At 72.0% G+C, this 17,113-nt stretch carries 11 protein-coding genes; 6 read left to right on the top strand and 5 right to left on the bottom strand.

Going from position 1 to position 17,113, the window contains the following annotated elements:
- Positions 1–272 precede the first annotated feature (272 nt).
- From AB0E05_RS03115 to AB0E05_RS03105, 3 genes are all read left to right on the top strand, one after another.
- Positions 273–2,237, top strand: a complete 1,965-nt coding sequence (locus AB0E05_RS03115) for an amino acid transporter (RefSeq protein WP_361957839.1) — start codon at positions 273–275, stop codon at positions 2,235–2,237.
- Positions 2,238–2,370: 133 nt separating this feature from the next.
- A complete protein-coding gene (locus tag AB0E05_RS03110; RefSeq protein ID WP_361957836.1) occupies positions 2,371–3,315 on the top strand; it encodes an endonuclease/exonuclease/phosphatase family protein in 945 nt (314 codons plus the stop codon).
- A gap of 155 nt (positions 3,316–3,470) precedes the next feature.
- Positions 3,471–4,526 (top strand): nuclear transport factor 2 family protein, encoded by a 1,056-nt coding sequence (locus AB0E05_RS03105; RefSeq protein ID WP_361957833.1) that lies wholly within the window; start codon positions 3,471–3,473, stop codon positions 4,524–4,526.
- 141 nt (positions 4,527–4,667) lie between these two features.
- Here AB0E05_RS03105 and AB0E05_RS03100 read toward each other — a convergent pair whose 3' ends face one another.
- The 4 genes from AB0E05_RS03100 to AB0E05_RS03085 form a co-directional block, all read right to left on the bottom strand.
- A complete protein-coding gene (locus AB0E05_RS03100; protein WP_361957830.1) occupies positions 4,668–6,386 on the bottom strand; it encodes an FAD-binding protein in 1,719 nt (572 codons plus the stop codon).
- Between the two features lie 405 nt (positions 6,387–6,791).
- Positions 6,792–7,790 carry an aminoglycoside phosphotransferase family protein gene (locus AB0E05_RS03095; RefSeq protein ID WP_361957827.1) on the bottom strand — a complete coding sequence of 333 codons (999 nt, stop codon included), beginning with the start codon at positions 7,788–7,790 and terminating at the stop codon, positions 6,792–6,794.
- Positions 7,791–7,792: 2 nt separating this feature from the next.
- Complete coding sequence (locus tag AB0E05_RS03090; protein WP_361957824.1) at positions 7,793–8,785, bottom strand: aminoglycoside phosphotransferase family protein; 993 nt, start codon at positions 8,783–8,785, stop codon at positions 7,793–7,795.
- Complete coding sequence (locus tag AB0E05_RS03085; RefSeq protein WP_361957820.1) at positions 8,782–11,283, bottom strand: hypothetical protein; 2,502 nt, start codon at positions 11,281–11,283, stop codon at positions 8,782–8,784. The genes AB0E05_RS03090 and AB0E05_RS03085 overlap by 4 nt, the downstream gene beginning before the upstream one ends.
- A gap of 395 nt (positions 11,284–11,678) precedes the next feature.
- On the opposite strand from AB0E05_RS03085, the gene AB0E05_RS03080 reads away from it, so the two are divergent.
- The 3 genes from AB0E05_RS03080 to AB0E05_RS03070 are packed head-to-tail and all read left to right on the top strand — an operon-like array spanning position 11,679 to position 16,835.
- Positions 11,679–12,485: a hypothetical protein gene (locus tag AB0E05_RS03080; protein WP_361957817.1), complete on the top strand. Its 807-nt coding sequence runs from the start codon at positions 11,679–11,681 to the stop codon at positions 12,483–12,485.
- Positions 12,485–14,608, top strand: coding sequence for a bifunctional serine/threonine-protein kinase/ABC transporter substrate-binding protein (locus tag AB0E05_RS03075; protein WP_361957814.1), 2,124 nt, complete (start codon positions 12,485–12,487; stop codon positions 14,606–14,608). The genes AB0E05_RS03080 and AB0E05_RS03075 overlap by 1 nt, the downstream gene beginning before the upstream one ends.
- 49 nt (positions 14,609–14,657) lie before the next feature.
- Complete coding sequence (locus AB0E05_RS03070; RefSeq protein WP_361957811.1) at positions 14,658–16,835, top strand: bifunctional serine/threonine-protein kinase/ABC transporter substrate-binding protein; 2,178 nt, start codon at positions 14,658–14,660, stop codon at positions 16,833–16,835.
- Positions 16,836–16,864: 29 nt separating this feature from the next.
- On the opposite strand, the gene AB0E05_RS03065 is transcribed toward AB0E05_RS03070, so the two are convergent.
- Positions 16,865–17,098, bottom strand: a complete 234-nt coding sequence (locus AB0E05_RS03065) for a hypothetical protein (protein WP_361957808.1) — start codon at positions 17,096–17,098, stop codon at positions 16,865–16,867.
- Positions 17,099–17,113 lie beyond the last annotated feature (15 nt).

Below are 17,113 nucleotides of genomic sequence, written 5' to 3'. Positions count from 1 at the left end.
AACTGCACGGTTTTCGGACTGTTCGAGGAAACCTCCTTTCGGGGGGTTCGCCCCCCGGCGTTGACACGTCCCATACGGCTCGGTCAGCGCTCTTGACGCAACCTGTACGGAGTCCGCCCGGGCTGCCGGTGGCGCGCGGTGGGGTGAGGATGGCCGAAAGGCCGCCGGCCCGCAGGTCGGGGGGCCGTCGGTGCGGTACGAGGGATCGGTGCGCGGCGGGTCGGGTCGACGGGGGCGGCCCGCGGTCGTCCGGCCCGGGACAGGGAGCGCGCATGGCCGGGACTCAGCCGGGCACCGGCGCGGCGGGCGCCGCCGCCCGCTGCCGCTCCTGGCTGCTCCAGGGCCTCAGCGAGCAGACCGCCCGCCACCCCGGCCCGCACGGCACCCCGCACGCGGAGGCCAAGGGCCACCGCTGGTACCGCGTGATGTGCCTGACCGGTGTGGACTACTTCTCCAGCCTCGGTTACGCCCCCGGCATCGCGGTCCTCGCCGCCGGACTGCTCTCCCCGCTCGCCACCCTGGTCCTGATCGGCCTGACGCTCTTCGGCGCGCTGCCCGTCTACCGGCGGGTGGCCCGTCGCTCCCCGCACGGCGAGGGCTCCATCGCGATGCTGGAGCGGCTGCTGCCGTGGTGGACGGGGAAGCTGCTGGTCCTGGTGCTGCTGGGGTTCGCGGCCACGGACTTCATCATCACCATCACGCTCTCCGCAGCGGACGCCTCCGCGCACATCGTGGAGAACCCCTATGCACCCGGCTGGCTGCACGGCGAGAACCTGTGGATCACGCTCTTCCTCATCGCGCTGCTCGGCGCGGTGTTCCTCAAGGGCTTCCGGGAGGCCATCGGCGTCGCGGTGCCGCTGGTCTCGGTCTATCTGCTGCTGAACCTGGTGGTGATCGCGGCCTCGGCGTGGCGGGTGGCGACCGGCCCGGTCGTCGTCGGCGACTGGTGGCACGCGATGCTGGGCGAGCACTCCTCGCCGCTGGCGATGATCGGCGTGGCACTGATCGTCTTCCCGAAGCTGGCGCTCGGCATGTCCGGCTTCGAGACGGGCGTCGCGGTGATGCCGCAGATCAAGGGCGATCCGACGGACACGTACGACAACCCGGCCGGCCGCATCCGCGACACCCGCAAGCTGCTGACCACGGCCGCGCTCACCATGAGCAGCTTCCTGCTGCTGTCCAGCCTCGCCACGGTGATGCTGATCCCGGAGGCCGACTTCCAGTCCGGCGGCCCGGCGAACGGCCGCGCCCTCGCCTATCTCGCGCACCAGGAGCTGGGCGAGGTCTTCGGCACGGTGTACGACGTCTCCACCATCTGCATCCTGTGGTTCGCGGGCGCCTCCGCCCTCGCCGGGCTGCTGAACCTGGTCCCCCGCTTCCTCCCCCGCTACGGCATGGCGCCCGAGTGGACCCGGGCGGTGCGCCCGCTGGTGCTGGTCTTCATGGCGATCGCCGTCGGCATCACGCTCTACTTCGACGCGAACGTGGACAAGCAGAGCGGCGCGTACGCCACCGGCGTCCTGGTGCTGATGCTCTCCGCCGCGCTCGCGGTGACCGTCTTCGCCCGCCACAGCGGCGACCACCGGGCGATGGTCGGCTTCGGCCTGATCACGGTCGTGTTCCTCTACACCACGGTCACCAACGTGATCGAACGCCCCGACGGCATCAAGATCGCGGGCCTGTTCATCTTCGCGATCCTGGTCACCTCCTTCGCCTCCCGCATCCACCGGTCCTTCGAGCTGCGCGCGGAGGCCGTCGTCTTCGACCGGACGGCGGAGCGGTTCGTCGACGAGGCGGCGGCGCGCGGTCCGCTGCGGCTGATCGCGCACGACCCGAGCGTGCACACCAAGTCGGAGTACCGGGCCGCGGAGTACCGCAAGCGCGAGGAGACCCATCTACCGGGCCGGCGCCCGGTGCTCTTCCTCGAAGTCGCCGTCCGGGACTCCTCCGACTTCACGGAGGACCTGGTCGTCCGCGGTTCGGAGGCGCACGGGGTGCGCCGGCTGCGGGTGTCGGGACCCACGGTCCCCAACACGATCGCGGCGGTGCTGATGCGGCTGCGGGACCGTACGGGCGAGGTGCCGCACGCGTACTTCACCTGGACCGAGGGCCACCCGGTGAGCCATCTGCTGAAGTTCCTGGTCTTCGGCGAGGGCGAGACGGCGCCGGTGACCCGTGAGGTGCTGCGCCGCGCCGAGCCGGATCCGGCGCGCCGCCCCCGCGTCCACGTCGGCTGATCCCACCTGCGCCGATCCCCGTTCGACGCAACCGCCCGGCCGTCGGCCGACGTCGTCGTGGACGATACGTTGAACTTTTGACTTCGAGTGATGTCTGGGGTTGGGGACGCTCATGGGGCGGGCGAAGGAAGCCGTGAAGGACGGGCGTCGTTGGCGCCGGCTCGGGGCCTGGGAGTACGCGACGGCCGCAGCGGGGCTGCTGACGGCGCTGCTGCTGCTCTTCCCGGGCCTGATGCCGAACGGCGGCCCGCGCCTGGGCAGCCTGCTGGAGACCTTCCTGCCCTGGCTCGGCCTGGGCGTCCTGCCGCTGGCGCTGGTGGCGCTGGTGCGCCGCTCGGCGGTCGCGGTCGGCGCGGCGCTGGTGCCGGTGGTGGCGTGGACGGTCGCGTACGGCGGGACGTTCTTCGCGGACGAGAACACCGCGTACGACCTCACGGCGCTCCAGCACAACGTCAGCGACGAGAACCGGGACGTGGCGGGGACGGCGCGGACGCTGGTGCGGGAGCGGGCCGACCTCGTCGCGCTCCAGGAGGTCACCGACGGCACCCGCGAGGCGTACCGCACGGCGCTCGCCGAGGAGTACCCGCACCACGCGGTCGTCGGCACGGTCGGGCTGTGGTCGCGCCATCCGCTGGTGGACGCACGCCCGGTCGACATCAAGCCGGCGGGCATCCCCGAGGGGTGGAACCGGGGCCTGCGGGCGACCGCGCGCACCCCGCACGGCGAGGTGGCGGTGTACGTCGCCCATCTGCCGTCGGTGCGCGTGTCCGCGACGGGCTTCACCACCGCCCGCCGCGACGAGAGCGCCCGGCTGTTGGCGGCGGCGATCCGCGCGGAGGAGGTGGAGCGACTGGTGCTGCTGGGCGACCTCAACGCGACCACGCAGGACCGCGGCATCGATCCCGTCCGCTCCCAACTGGACGCGCCGAAGGACCCGTTCGCCTTCAGCTGGCCGGCGTCCCGGCCGCTGGCCCGGATCGACCAGGTACTGACGCGCTCGGCACGGGTGACGCAGGTCGCGACCTTGGCGCGCACCGGGAGCGACCATCTGCCCGTCCGTGCGCGCATCGCCTTCTGAAAAGCGCGCTTCTGAAGCGCACTTGACGGTTCATCGGCCATGACGTCGGAGGTAATCGCCCTGGTGGCGGGGGCGGCGACAGACTGTGAGCGCTGCACGGGCGAACGGCCCGCAGCCGGGCGCACGCCCCCGTACCCACCTGCCCAGGAGCGCACATGCGACGCCGTCTCACCTCCCTTCTCGTCCTCGCCACCGCCGCCGCACTGATCCCCCTCGGCTCGGGCACGGCCTCCGCGATCGGCACCGCCGACCCGTGTGCGCCGTACGCCGCCCCGGCGCCCGCGGCCCGGGCCGAGCGCGCACCGCTGCCGCCCGACGCCGCCGCCTTCATGGCCGCGTACGAGGCATGGGGCGACCAGCCGACGGTGGAGGCGTACATGCAGCTGTTCACCCCCGACGGCACGCTGATGGACACCGGCCTGGCGGCGCCGATCGGTGCCGCGGCCATCTGCGCCCAGATGAAGAGCCTGCTCAAGGAGGTGCCGAACTACACGTTCGAGCCCCTGCCGGGCACGGTGTCCTCGCAGGACGGCCGGGTCGTGTACGTGAAGGCCCGCAACACCGGGACGGTGACCATTCCGGACCAGTCCGGGGGGCCGGGCGGAGTGAAGCAGGTCCCCTTCGACTACATCACCACCCACCGGCTGGTGCTCGACGGCAGCAAGGTGGAGCAGGGGCGCCGCTTCTGGGACCAGACGGAGCTGTTCCGCGCGATGGCGCCCGCCCTGCCGAAGCTGTTCGCGAACCTGACCCCGGTGCCTCCGGCCCAGCCCCGCACCAACGACCGGCTGACGGCGTGGAACACCCGGGACTCCGCGGCGCTGGTGGCGGGCGTCGACGACTTGGCGCAGCTCACCGGCCCCGGCCTCGACGCCCCGCTGGTCAACCGGCAGGACGCCCGCGCCTATCTGGAGCGCTTCTTCACCCGGGCCCACTCCCTGAACCTGACGCCGGGCCACACCGTGCGCCAGGGCAACGTGGCCTACCGCGAGTGGGTGGGACGCGCCGTCGTCGGGCCCGAGAACCGGGACATCACGTACGGCATCACCGAGCGCTTCACCCGCAACGCGGCCGGTGCGGTCGAGTGGGACCTGGCGTTCGAGACCCTCGACATGGTGGCCACCCAGTGCGAGATCGCCGAGCTGCGCGCCCTGCTCTTCCCGCCGTCCGGCCCCACCCAGCCGTGCACGCCGCCGGCCGCCGGTCAGTAGTCGTCGCAGCACGACGGGCCGGGACTGCTGGGAAGCGGTCCCGGCCCGCGTGTGCTCACATGCAGGTCGTCGATCCACCGAGGTGTGTCGCCAACCCCGGACGCAGGGGCATGAGTCCGGGCTTACGCGATGCGGTCGGTGTTACGGCAGGCGGATCGACTGGGCGTGGTGGAAGAAGTTCGTCGGGTCCCACGCCAGCTTGGCCTTCTGTAGCCGCGGGTAGTTGCCGGCGTAGTACAGGCTCTCCCAACCCGCCGTCGGCGAGGTGTTCCAGGCCCGGTCTCCGAGGTCCTTGTCGGGGTAGTTGATGTAGCAGCCGTCGTTGATCGGCCCGGGCTGGGGCACGCCGCCGGTCTCGGCGTACATGTCCCGGTACAGCTCCCGTATCCACTGCACGTGCCCCGCTTCGGTGGACGGGTCGGTCCAGTAGGTCTGGAACTGGAGCTTGAGCACCGAGTCGCGCTGCGGCACGGCGGTGTCGGCGGACTTGACGGTGTTGATCTGCCCGCCGTACGAGTCGATCTGCACCAGGGCGTCGCCGTTCTTGTACGCCCCGTTGGACAGGTGCTTGTACAGCGCCGCGATCTGGAAGTCCGAGAACCCCTTCTTCGCGTACGACGACTTGTACTTGCCGTACAGGTGCGGGCTGCCGCCGCTGAGGGAGTCGGTGGCGATGTACCACGGGAGCCGGCGCGGCTCCTGGTACTGCACGAGGGCCTGGTGCTCCCCCATGCGCGTCGTCATCGCCCCCAGCGGGGCGCTGACCCCGGCGAACACGGCCTTGATGTACCGGTCGAACAGGCCGCGGGCGTCGGGGACCGTGGCGTCCATCTGGGTGATGAGGCCGATCTGCCCGTTGCTGATGTGGTTGAGCTTCAGCAGCCCGAAGAGCGAGCGGTACGGCGAGTCGGGCGCGCTGTTCTGCTCGTGCCAGGTCCCCCAGTTCCTCACCAGCCGGGTGAAGGAGTCCTGGGTCACCTGGTCCCACTTGAGGGACGCGGCGTGCACCAGGACCTCGGAGGGCGGCTTGGGCAGCGCCTGTTCCGGGTTGGTGCCCTGTGCCTTGGGGTCCCGCAGCCAATAGCGGGTGATCAGCCCGAAGTTCCCGCCGCCGCCCCCGGTGTGCGCCCACAGCAGGTCCCGTTTGCGGGCGCCTTCGGCGGTGTCGGCGGGGGTGTTGCGGGTGACCTTGACCAGGTGGGCGTTTCTGTTCGCGTCGACGCAGACGACCTCGACGCCGTGCAGGTAGTCGACGGTCAGCCCCATCAGCCGGGAGAGCAGACCGTAGCCACCGCCGGATATGTGACCTCCGGTGCCGACCGAGGCGCAGGAGCCCGCGGGGATGGTGACCCCGTACAGCTTGTAGAGGGTCTCGTACACCTGGAGGTTGGACGCCCCGGCCTCGACGACGAACGCGCTCTCCTGGGGGTCGTAGTACACCTGGTTCATCGCCGACAGGTCGACGACCACCTGGACGTCCTTGTTGAAGACGAAGTCCTCGTAACAGTGACCGCCGCTGCGCACGGTCAGCCGCTTGTTGGCGGACGCCGCCTCCCGTACCGCCCGCAGCGCCTGGTCGGGCGTGGTGACCAGCCGCACCCGCTCGGGGTTGGCGACCCAGCGCTGGTTGGTCCCGCGCACCAGGTCCGGGTAGCGGGGGTCCTGCGGGACGACGTCGACCAGATCGGCGAGCGCCGCGGTGGCACCCGCGCCACCGGCACCGCCCGCTCCGGACGCACCGACTGCTGCCCGGGCGTTCGCGGGCAACGCGGCAGCCACTGCCGCACCACCGGCGACGACGGCGGCGCCGGTCAGGACGGAACGACGCCCTAGGGGTCGATCGGAGTTCTTCTTGCTCATGCTCACACTCCTCCAAGGAGTCTGCTGAGAAAGGGAGTTGATCGATCATCGATCGCGTTCGAACGCGATTGGGCGTGAGCCTAGAGCATGGGCATATGGCGGGCGCAATACCTGGATGACATGAGATGACAGATCTACCGCTGAAATCATGATTGGTTGCAACATGTGCAACTACGTCCGATTCCAGGCCCGGCCCCACGACCGCCGTCAGGGCAGCCCTGACCTCCGGACGTGACCTCCGTCCGGCTGACGTTCAATCAAGAAGAGGGCGGATCCCCTGCCGAGGTTGCCTGCGAAGGCGGGACCGAGGTGTCAGGCAGGGCAGTCAGGGGGTCGGCGAGGGCATTGAGGGTGCGTGGGGCGCAGGGCGTTTCGACGTACGCGGTGACGACACCAGGCGTGCTCTCACACCAGCAGGCGCAGCACCGCGTCCTCGATCTCCGCTGCCTCGGGCGTCGGCCCGCCGTCCCAGTGCGCGCCCGCCGCGAGGAGCTTGGCGCGCAGTTCCTCGGCCAGCACCCGGCGTTCGCGGTCGACTTCGGCCGCGGCGATGCGACGCCCCCAGCGCACCGTGTCCACGAGGGCGGACTTCATCTCCTCGCAGCCGAGGTAGAAGGCGAGGCCGGAAGGGGCCCCGGCGCGGCAGTCGACCGGGGCCACCCGCTCCCACCCCGCGAGGACCCTGGCGCGGTCCGACGCCGTGTACGCGGTCTTGTGCAGGTGGTCGGCGAGGTCGTACACGGGATCCCCCCACAGCGCGAGTTCCCAGTCCAGGACGACCAGCCCCGCCCCGTCGGAGAGGATCATGTTCTTCCGGTGGACGTCCCCGTGCAGCAGCCGGAAGGGCCGCTGGACGAGTTCCGCGTCCGCTCGTTCGAGGAGCAGCCCGCACGGGTCGTCGGGCACGCCGAGCGCCCGGTACAGGGCGTCCGTCGAAGCGTCCGCCCGGTCCCGTAGGCCCCGGGCGAAGTCGAGGACGAGCCGGGCGAATCCCCGGGTGTCCCCGTCACCCGGCCAACCGGCCGGCACCGCGCCGAGGGCGGTGGCCGGCACCGCCAGCACCTCCGCGAAGAACCGTTCCACACCGTCGAGGACGAGGTCCGGCAACGGCTTGCCGTCCTGCGCGATCTCGTCGACCCGACGCCCCTCGATGAACTCGTGGATCTGGAACACCGGATCGACACCGGCGTGGACGAGCCGTGGCGCCCGGGTCACGTAGGGGCGGATCGCCTTCAGCACGTCGGGCTCCGGCCAGAGCGTGAGGTCCATCGGCTCTGCACCGGGGCCCGGAATCCGCACCAGCAGGGGTCGGGAGCCGTCCTCGACCCGCACGTTGCGGTGGTAGAACCCTGACAGCGCGTTCTCGTTCGCGCATGCCTCTTCGTACAGCGCCATGGCGTCCATGTCTATCTCTCTACCCAGGGCGCGAGCACCCGAGCGACCTGCTGCGGGGTCATCGTCGGTGCTTCGCCCCACACCGCCCGCGCCGTGTTCACCTTCCGTGCCAAGCGGCCGACGAGGAACTCCCGTGTCGGTGCGTCCGCCCCCGCGAGCTGCTTCGAGTAGCGGATCGTGTCGACGATCGCCGACTTGACGCGCTCGTGCGCCAGGTACAGGTCCAACTCTGCATCCGGCCCCGCAGTGCACCTCGCGGGCAGGCGGATGCGCCACTGCCCCAGGACCGCGGCACGCTGGTGGTCGGGGTAGTCCATCTTGTGGAAGTGGACCGCGATCTCGTACAGGGGGTCGCCCCACAACGCCAGCTCCCAGTCCAGGAACCAGGTCGAACCACCCGAGACGATCATGTTCTTGCGGTGGAGGTCGGCGTGCAGCACCACGAACGGCCGACCGGTCAGCCGCTCCCACCGCGCTTCGAAGACGGCGAGCGGTTCGTCCGGGATCCCGAAGGCGGTGAACACCGGGTCGTACGCGTCCCGGTGCTCGTCATGGATCTGCCGGGTGAGTCGGGCCAGCAGCCGGCCGAAGCCGCCGCTGTCACCTGAGGCCGGCCAGTCGTCCGGCAGGGGCAGCGCCTTCTCCTGCGGGATGCGGGCGAGCTGGTCCATCACGTCCACCACGTCACTGAGGACGTGGTCGGGCACCGCGCTCCCCCGCGGCGAGAAGCCGTCCAGTACCCGCCCCTCGATGAAGTGGTGGACCTGGAAGCGCGGGGTTCGCGACACGTGGCGCAGCTCGGGCGCGCGGGGGACGTACGGCCGGATGCACGCGAGCACGTCCTCCTCCTGCCACACGCGCACGTCCATGACGTCCGCGCCGTCGAGGGGGATGCGGACGTTTACCCTCCCGTCGGGCGTCGGCACGCCCACGTTCCGGTTGTAGTAGCCGGCGGCGGCCTCGCCCGAGCCCAGGGCCTCCTCGTACAGCGCCAACCAGTTCACGCGCCCACCTCCAAGAAGGCGGTGAGGACGGAGTCGGTGCGCCGCCGGAACTCGTCGAGGGAGCCGAGCGGGCGCACCACCGGACGGGCCCGGTCGGCGAGCGCCACCAGCTCGGGATCGTCGATGCCGATCCGCTCGGCGGCCTGCTGGATCGCCAGGATCAGTGAGGGATAGACCTGGCAGGCCACGAACTCCCGGGCCGCGTGGGCCAGTAGCTCGCGGGTGCCCTGCCGGTCTCCCTGCCGCAGCAGGAGGAAGGCCCGGAACATGTCGGCCCGCGCCCGCCCCGAGCGGTAGCCGGCCCGGTCGAGGGCCGCGTTGGCGTTCAGGAACGAGGACGTGGCCCGGTCGTACTGGCCCAGCCGGGTCTGCGCCATGGCCATGGCGGTGTACGCCTTGCCGATCTCGTGTTGCGCCCCCAGGTCGCGCTGCACCTCCAGCGCCGACGAGGCGGCCTCCACCGCCGCCCGCGGATCCGTGAAGGCGTAGAGCTCGGCCCGGTTGGTCATGACGTTCGCCAGGCCCACCAGCGCGTTCGACGCCCGGTACTCGGCCTCGGCCTCGGCGAGGAGCCGCCCCGAGCTGTCGAAGTCCATCAGGAAGCGGTGTCCGAGGTGCATGAGGCGCTTCAGGTCTCCCCGGATGACCGCTTGGTCGCCGGTGCAGATCCCATGCACCTCTTGCGCCAGCGAGAACGCTCCGGGGAAGTCGCCCTGCCACATGCGGAGGTCGGCGACGCAGAGGCCGGCGGCCGGGCGTGCCTCGCCCCCGTGTTCCGTCCAGACCCGCTCGAAGATCGTGGCGGCCAGGCCGCTCTGACCGGCGATGCGGCGGGCGTTGGCTCCCGCGAGTGCGAGCCGCGCGGACACCAGGTCCCGTACCGGCCGGTCCAGGTGCGGGGTGAGCGCGATGGCGCCCGCGGCATCCCCCAGCTCCAGTTTCGCCTCGGCTTCGAGGCAGTCGGCGGCATCGTGGAAGCCGGCCGTCGCCACTGCGCCTTGTTCCTCGTCCCGCTCCGCCAGGTGCTGCCTGAGGTCCTTCACGATGCCGTCGACGGCCTGCCTGCCGCTCAGCGCGACGGCCCGGTCGGCGTGGCGCAGGACCTGCTCCGGGGCGATGTCGGCAGCGCCCAGTCCGTGGTAGACGGCTTCGCGCAGGGGTGAGAGGCGGGCCCGGCCTCCGCTCCGGCCCCGGCCTCCTTCCATCTGGTCCGCGAGCCCCTCCCAGTGGATGCGCAGCACGCTGTGCACCTGTCGCTGGACCGCGGGCGACCGGTGGCGTTGCAGTGCACCGATCATCAGCTGGTGCAGCCGGTACCAGTCGTCGGGCAGCGGGTAGGCGAAGGAGTAGGCGGTGAGCGATTCCCAGACGAGCAGGTTGGCGGGCAGGTCGAAGGCGCGGGAGATGGCCTGGAACACTCCGAAGTCGAAGGTCCGGGCCGCACTCAGCAACTCCAGGATCCGCACCTCGTCGGGGGCGACGTGCTGGAGGAACCTCTGGACGATCTCCTCGGAGGTGGCGGAGTGCTCCTGTCGTGCCGCGTTCTGCAGATGGGTGTCGACGGCCAGGTGGAGGTAGAAGGGCACGCCTTCGCTGGCCTCGGCGATCGAACGCTGTCGGGGGATCTCCGTGATGCCCGCCTGGGCGAGCAGTTCCAGCCGCGCGTCCATGGGAAGCCCGTCGATGTCGGTCCTGCTGATCACCGACTCCCATTCGGGGTCGTACGCAGCCCAGGGCAGGGGCTCACGGCTGGCCAGCACGGTCAGCCCGCCGTGCAGTTGGCCGAGCAGGTCACGCAGCCAGGCGTCGGTGCCGAAGCTGCGACCGCCGGGCAGGGGCGTGGGGACGAGGGCCTCGTAGGCGTCGACGTACACGACGTAGGGCGCCTCCTCCGCGGAGGCCCTGAGTTCGTCGGCGAAGAGGTACGACACCGCGTGCCCGAGTTCGGCGTTGCTGAGGCCGTCGAGTTCGTTCAGGGTGGGGTCGGACTCGATCCGCTGGCGGCGCTGGCGGTTGTGGACCGCGTGCCCGGTGAGCCGCACCAGGCCGGCCGCCGTGCCGAAGACCGGGATGCCCATCGCGTCGTCGAGGATCCGCGTGAGGATGTCGCTCTCCTCCGCGAAGGGGGTGTTGCGCCGGTTCAGTTGCAGTTGTGGATGAACGCGTTGCCAGAGCACGGCGTAGGCGATGTCGAACCGGTCGAACTTGATCCCCTGCGCGCCGAACTCCATGCGGAGCACTGCGAGGGCGTCCTCCTGCTGGCGCATGGTCGGCAGTTGGAGGTCGAGGCGGGCGGTCCGGCAGTTCTCGGGGCTGCGGTTGCGTAACTCCTGCAACAGCCGGGACTTCCCGATGCCGCCGACGCCGACGACGTTCAGGATGCGGGGGCCGTCGCCGACGCCCTGAAGTTCCCGGTCGTACGCGGCGAGGGTGCCCTCACGGTTGAAGAACTGTCGCTGTAGGGCCGAAACACGCCGGTACTGCGGCCTGATGGACATGCTGACTCCCCCTGTATTGCTGTGCCCAGGCGAGGGCAGGCTATCCGCCGGCAGCGGGTACGGAAAGCGGAATCCGAAGCACGGAGCAGGGCCCCCACGGCGCACGCCGGCTCGTTCACCTTCACGCCACGTCTCGGCCGGCGGCAGGGACACCCGTGCGGGCAACTCGTCGTTCGACGACGTGTGTTGACAGATCAGGGATACGATTCGGTCCGCGTCGTCCGGGAACCGCGCGGCGCCCGGCGCGCATCGCTAAGGGCGCGGACCGGCGCACAGGAGCGCGGGCGCGCGGCGCGCCTGGGGTGGGCCGGACGGACACGATGCAAAGGGCGGGGATCGTGACGTATGCAAGAGCCCGGTCGGGGTGGGGAACCCTTGCCGTGTGCGGAGTGCTGGTGGCGGGATGCACCGGGGGCGGGGCGGAGGGGAAGGCGGCGACGGACGGTGTCGTCGTCGCGTCGCCGGATCCGGCCGTGTCACCGGTGGAGCCGATGGCGGAGGCGGACGCCGCGTTGCAGCCCACGTCGCCGAAGCGGGCTCGGGAGCTGATCGGCACGTTGATCGCCGGGCCCAAGGACTTCGGCATCGAGGTGAGCAAGGCCGCGCCGTACGAGAGCGATCCGCGCACCTGGTCGGTGCTGGAGGGCAGTTGCGTCTGGAACCGCAAGCCGTTGCCGAAGGACGTGTTGGCCTCGCTCACGCGGCACTTCGAGGTGCCGCCGACCGGTGGCAAGGGGCGGGTGCGGCTCTCGGCCACAGTCACGGTGCACCGGACGGCCCTGGACGCCGCCTGGGAGCAGTCCCGGATGTTGGAGGAGTCCCTCCACTGCCAGGAGCAGGTGCTGCGCAAGGGTGAACGGTTGGTCAAGCTGATACCGCAGCCGTTCAAACGCGGGGAGGGCGCCAACCTGTTCAGCGAGGACTCGCTGAACGAGTCCGGGGAGTGCGTCAGTGAGGAGCACGGCGGGCCGTATCCGTACTGGTGGCAGCAGGTGACGTACGGCTCCTTGGTGATCTCGACGTCGGTGTGCGGGGGCCGCGGGTACGACGCGGACTCGTTGATGCCGATCGTCATCGAGGCGCTGCCGGTGATGGAGTCCCGGGCGCGCAAGGAGATGGGGGGACAGCCCAAGGGGAAGGCCGGTGAGCCCTCCCCCGCCGGGAAGTCCGCCGAAGTCTCCGCCGGGAAGGAGGGCGAGTGATGGAGCGGCTGCTTGCTTCCGACCCCTCGCGCCTCGGCGGCTACCGGCTGCTCGGCCGGCTGGGCGCGGGCGGCATGGGCGTGGTCTATCTCGCGCGCGCCGAGAACGGCGATCTGGCCGCGGTGAAGGTGATCCAACCCGAGTACGCCGAGGAGCAGTCGTTCCGGGCCCGCTTCCGGCGCGAGGTGGTCACGGCCCGTCAGGTGCAGAGCCCGTGGGTGGTGCCGGTGTTGGCCGCGGACACGGAGGCCGCGTCGCCGTGGCTCGCGACGGCGTTCGTGCCGGGGCCGTCGCTGGCCGAGGCGGTCGTGGAGTGCGGTGCGCTGCCGTCGCGGGCGGTGCGGCTGTTGGGGAAGGTGCTCGCGCGGGCGCTGGCCGCGGTGCACGCGGCGGGTCTGGTGCACCGGGACGTCAAGCCGGGCAACGTGCTGCTGGCGATGGACGGCCCTCGGCTGATCGATTTCGGCATCGCACGCTCCACGTCGGCGGAGGCGACCGAGTTGACCTCGGCCGGGGTCGTGGTCGGCACGCCGGGGTTCCTCTCCCCCGAGCAGGCGCGGGCCCGCGAGGTGGGGGCGGCGAGCGACGTGTTCTCGTTGGCCTGCGTGTTGGCGCACGCCGCCACGGGCCGGCTGCCGTTCGGCTCCGGCGCGGTGGACGCGCTGCTGTACCGCACCGTGCACGACGCGCCCGACCTGACGGGCGTCCAGGACGAGGAGCTACGGGACCTGCTCGGGCGCTGTCTCGCCAAGGACCCCGCCGAGCGGCCCGGCGCCGCCGAGGTGGACGAGGCGCTCACCGAGGACGCGCCCGAGGGCTCCGTCGACTGGCTGCCGGATCCGGTGGTGCTGCTGATCGCCCGGCGCTCGGACGCGATGCTGGCGCTGCCGGGCATCGAGCCGACGCTGGCGTCGGACGGGGACGGGCCGCAGCCCGCGCCGGGGCGGCGCCGGTTCCTCGCGCTGGCCGCCGGGGGTGCGGCGCTGGTGGCGGCGGGCGGCGGGACCGCCCTGTGGTGGGGGCTGCGCGACGACGAGAAGGAGCCCGCGGCCGGCCCGACGCGGACCATCGCCGTCCACGCGGACCTCAGCGGCCCGCGGAAGGCCGAGGGCAGCGCGCAGGAACGGGCCGCCCGGCTGGCGGTGGAGGAGTTCAACGACCGGGCGGACAAGCCGTTCACGCTCCTGCTCGACGTGGTGGACGACAAGGGCGAGACGGCCCGTGCCGCAAACGCGGCACGGCGGCTGACGGGCGACCCGAAGGTGCTGGCCGTCATCGGCCCGACCGGGCCCGACTCGCTCACCGGCGCCTTGGAGCTGTACGAGCGGGCCGTGCTGCCGCTGGTCTCGGTGTCCGAGGTCTCGACCATCACCGCCAATGCCGTGCTGCGCACATCCCCGAAGTGGTACTTCCAGGCCGCTCCGGTGGGCCCGTACACGTCCTACGGGACGATGGCGGCGATCGCCGCGCTGGGCGCCAAGCGTCCGGCGATGCTGATCGACCGTGTGGGCGGCCTCACGCGCTGGGAGCTGACCTATCTGGCCACGCAGTCGGCCCGCATCCTCGGTCTCGACCTGCTCGTGCGGGTGGTCCCGGAGCGGGCGCGGCCTGACTCCGTGCTGGACGACATGCTGGCGCGCACCGTGGACGCCCTCTTCTACACGGGCACGCCGCAGCGGGCCGCCACGGTGGCGCGCACCGTGCGCGAACGCGGTCTCACCTGGCCCCGCTTCCTCGACCTGCACTCGGCGACGGCGGACTTCGTCAAGGCCGCGGGCCCCGCGAGCGAGGGCTGGCAGACGGTCACGTCCCACGTCGGGCCCGACGCCGCGCCGGTGCGGTCCTTCGCACGCGCCTACCGCAAGCGCTACGGGGCCGCCCCGACGGTCGGTGCGGCGGAGGCGTACGACGCGACCCGCATGCTGGTCGACCGGATCTCCGCGCTCCGTCCCGACGGCGGTCGCCGACAGTTGGCCGACGCTCTGACGAAGGTCCGGTTCAAGGGGTTGACGCACACCTTCGTGTTCAACGAGAGCCGTCATTTGAAGGCCGACCACGTCCACCACCACACCGTCAAGAAGGGTCGGTTCACCTATGTCGGCCCCGTGAGCCTGCCCACCTGACAGCTCGGCACGGACCGTACGGACAGCGAGGGACGGCGAAGGACACCGCATGCGCGCACTACGGCCCGAGGACCCCGAGTCGCTCGGCGGGCACCGGTTGCTCGCCCGGCTCGGGTCGGGCGGCATGGGCACGGTCTATTTGGCCCGTGCCGCCGACGGCACGCCCGTCGCCCTGAAGGTGATCCGCGCCGAGCACGCCGCCGACCCGGCGTTCCGGGCCCGGTTCCGTCGCGAAGTGCAGTTGGCGCGCGGACTCGGCGGGCGGTGGCTGGTCCCGGTGACGGCGGCCGACGCGGAGGCCGCTGCGCCGTGGCTGGCGACCGCGTTCGTGGCCGGCCCCTCGCTCGCCGAGGCGGTCGCGTCGCTCGGTGCGCTGCCGGCGGGCACCGTCGCCGTGCTCGGCGCCCGGCTGGCGCAGGCCCTGACCGAGGTCCACGCGGCGGGTCTGGTGCACCGGGACGTCAAGCCGGGGAACATCCTGCTCGCCCTGGACGGCCCCCGGCTGATCGACTTCGGCATCGCCCAGGGCGCGGGCCTGACGGTGCTCACCGCGCCGGACGCGGTGATCGGCACGCCGGGGTACCTCGCGCCCGAGCAGACGCGGGCCTCGGGCGACGAGGTGGCGGCGCCCAGCGACGTGTTCGCGCTGGGCTGCGTACTGGCGTACGCGGCGACCGGGCGGCGGCCGTTCGGGGCCGGGGACCCCAGCGCAGTGCTGTACCGGACGGTCCACGAGGAGCCGGACCTCGACGGCCTCGGGTCGCTGGTGCCGCCGGAGTTGGCCGGGGTGGTCACCGCGTGTCTGGCGAAGCGGCCCGCGGGACGGCCCACCGCGGTCGAGTTGCGGGCGGCCTGTGAGAAGTTCGCGCGGTCCGACGGCGAGGGCTGGCTGCCGCCGGAGGCGCTGCGGCTGGTGGCCGACCGCTCGGCCCGGGCCCTGGACCCGCCGCCCCGGCCGCCCGCGGTGACGACGCCGCCCGATGGTGCCGACGAGCGCCGGCCCACCCGGCGTCGGGCGTTGGTGATCGGCGGTTCGGCGGTGGCAGCCGTCGCTGCTTCCGGGACCGCCGCGGCCGTCCTGCTGACGCGCCGCGACCCCGGCGGGCCGGGGGCCGAGGGCCGGGTGCCGACCCGCACGATCGGGCTCCAGGCGGATCTGTCCGGCGGCCTCAAGGGCGTCAGCACGGCGCAGGAGCGGGGGGCGCGGATCGCGATCGCCGCGCACAACGCCCGCAAGGACGTGCCTTTCCGGCTCGCCCTCGCGGTCCAGGACGACCGCGGCGAGACCCGGCCCGCCGAGCAGGCCGCCCGGCGTCTGATCGGCAACCCCGCGGTGTGCGCCGTGATCGGCCCCAACAGCCCTGCCGCCGCGCTCGCCGTCGCGCCCCTGTACGCGGCGGAGTCGATGCCCCTCCTCTTCGTCTCGCTGGACAAGGACGACGCCGGGCCCGACGCGGGCAAGAGCCGTACCCTGTGCATGGTCCGGGCGCCCCTCTCCTACCGCCAGTACCCCGTGCTCTCCTATCTGACCCGGGTGGCCGACAGCCGCCGCACGGCGATCGTCCAGGACGCCGAAGCCGGCTCGGCACTCCATGGCGCCGTCCGGAGCCTGGCCAGCTCTCCGCCCAACCACAACGTGGACGGCAAGGTCTCGGTGCACGTGATGCCCGCCGCCCGGGACGACTTCTCCTCGGTGGTCCGTACGGCGCTGGCCGGCGAGCCGCAGGCCGTCGTCTTCGCCGGCACCTCGCCGGTCCGTGCGGCGGCCTGCGCCCGCGCACTCGTCGAAGCCGGCTTCCAGGGAGCGCGCACCGGCTTCGAACCCGCGATGCGCCCGGAGTTCTTGACGGCCGCCGGCGCGGCGGCCGAGGGCTGGGTGTTCGAAGCGCCCTACACGGATGTCCAGTCGGCCACCACGGAGGCCGCGAAGGCGTTCACCGCCGCCCACCGCGCACGGTACGGCGCGCCCCCGGGCCGCTGGTCCGCCGAGGCCCACGACGCGGTGGGCCTGATCGCCAACGCCCTCACCGCCTTCGGTTCACGGGCGTCCATCACCCCGGGAGAGGTGGCCGAGGGGGTGTTCCGCTCGTCCTACGAGGGCGTGGCCAAGCCGCTCCGCTTCCGAACCGACGGCACCAACCTGCTCCAGGCGGAGCAGTCGGCGTTCCTCTACCGGGTCGGCAGGGGCGCGTTCCGCTATCTGGGCCGCTACGACCAGGTGAAGTGAGCCCTCCGGCACGGCCCAGGTCCGCGGACTCAGACGCGGTGGTCCTCCGGGTTCCACACCCGGCTGCACGTACGGCACTCCAGCATGCCGTTCAGCCGGTCGTCGCTGACGACGGTGCGCGTGCGACCGCCGCCGCAGTCGGGGCACTTGCGGCCGTCGCGGTTGACCCAGCGGGGCTTCGGGCGCCACACCGACAGCAGCCACACCACCCCCACGACCACGACGCCCAGCACCAGCAGCAGGGCCACACCGAGTACGGACACACATCCCCCTTCGAG

Origin of the sequence: Streptomyces sp. NPDC048057 (assembly GCF_040653095.1) — a bacterium.
In the GTDB taxonomy this organism is placed as follows: domain Bacteria; phylum Actinomycetota; class Actinomycetes; order Streptomycetales; family Streptomycetaceae; genus Streptomyces.
Note: the sequence above shows the minus strand (reverse complement) of the source record. Positions and strands in the feature narration are given on the sequence as shown.

What these genes read in the sequence shown, in the direction of transcription:
- AB0E05_RS03105 (WP_361957833.1), top strand. Translation starts at nt 3,471, where the DNA reads ATGCGACGCCGTCTCACCTCCCTTCTCGTCCTCGCCACCGCCGCCGCA.
- AB0E05_RS03085 (WP_361957820.1), bottom strand. Translation starts at nt 11,283, where the DNA reads ATGTCCATCAGGCCGCAGTACCGGCGTGTTTCGGCCCTACAGCGACAG.
- AB0E05_RS03095 (WP_361957827.1), bottom strand. Translation starts at nt 7,790, where the DNA reads ATGGACGCCATGGCGCTGTACGAAGAGGCATGCGCGAACGAGAACGCG.
- AB0E05_RS03075 (WP_361957814.1), top strand. Translation starts at nt 12,485, where the DNA reads ATGGAGCGGCTGCTTGCTTCCGACCCCTCGCGCCTCGGCGGCTACCGG.
- AB0E05_RS03070 (WP_361957811.1), top strand. Translation starts at nt 14,658, where the DNA reads ATGCGCGCACTACGGCCCGAGGACCCCGAGTCGCTCGGCGGGCACCGG.
- AB0E05_RS03100 (WP_361957830.1), bottom strand. Translation starts at nt 6,386, where the DNA reads ATGAGCAAGAAGAACTCCGATCGACCCCTAGGGCGTCGTTCCGTCCTG.
- AB0E05_RS03115 (WP_361957839.1), top strand. Translation starts at nt 273, where the DNA reads ATGGCCGGGACTCAGCCGGGCACCGGCGCGGCGGGCGCCGCCGCCCGC.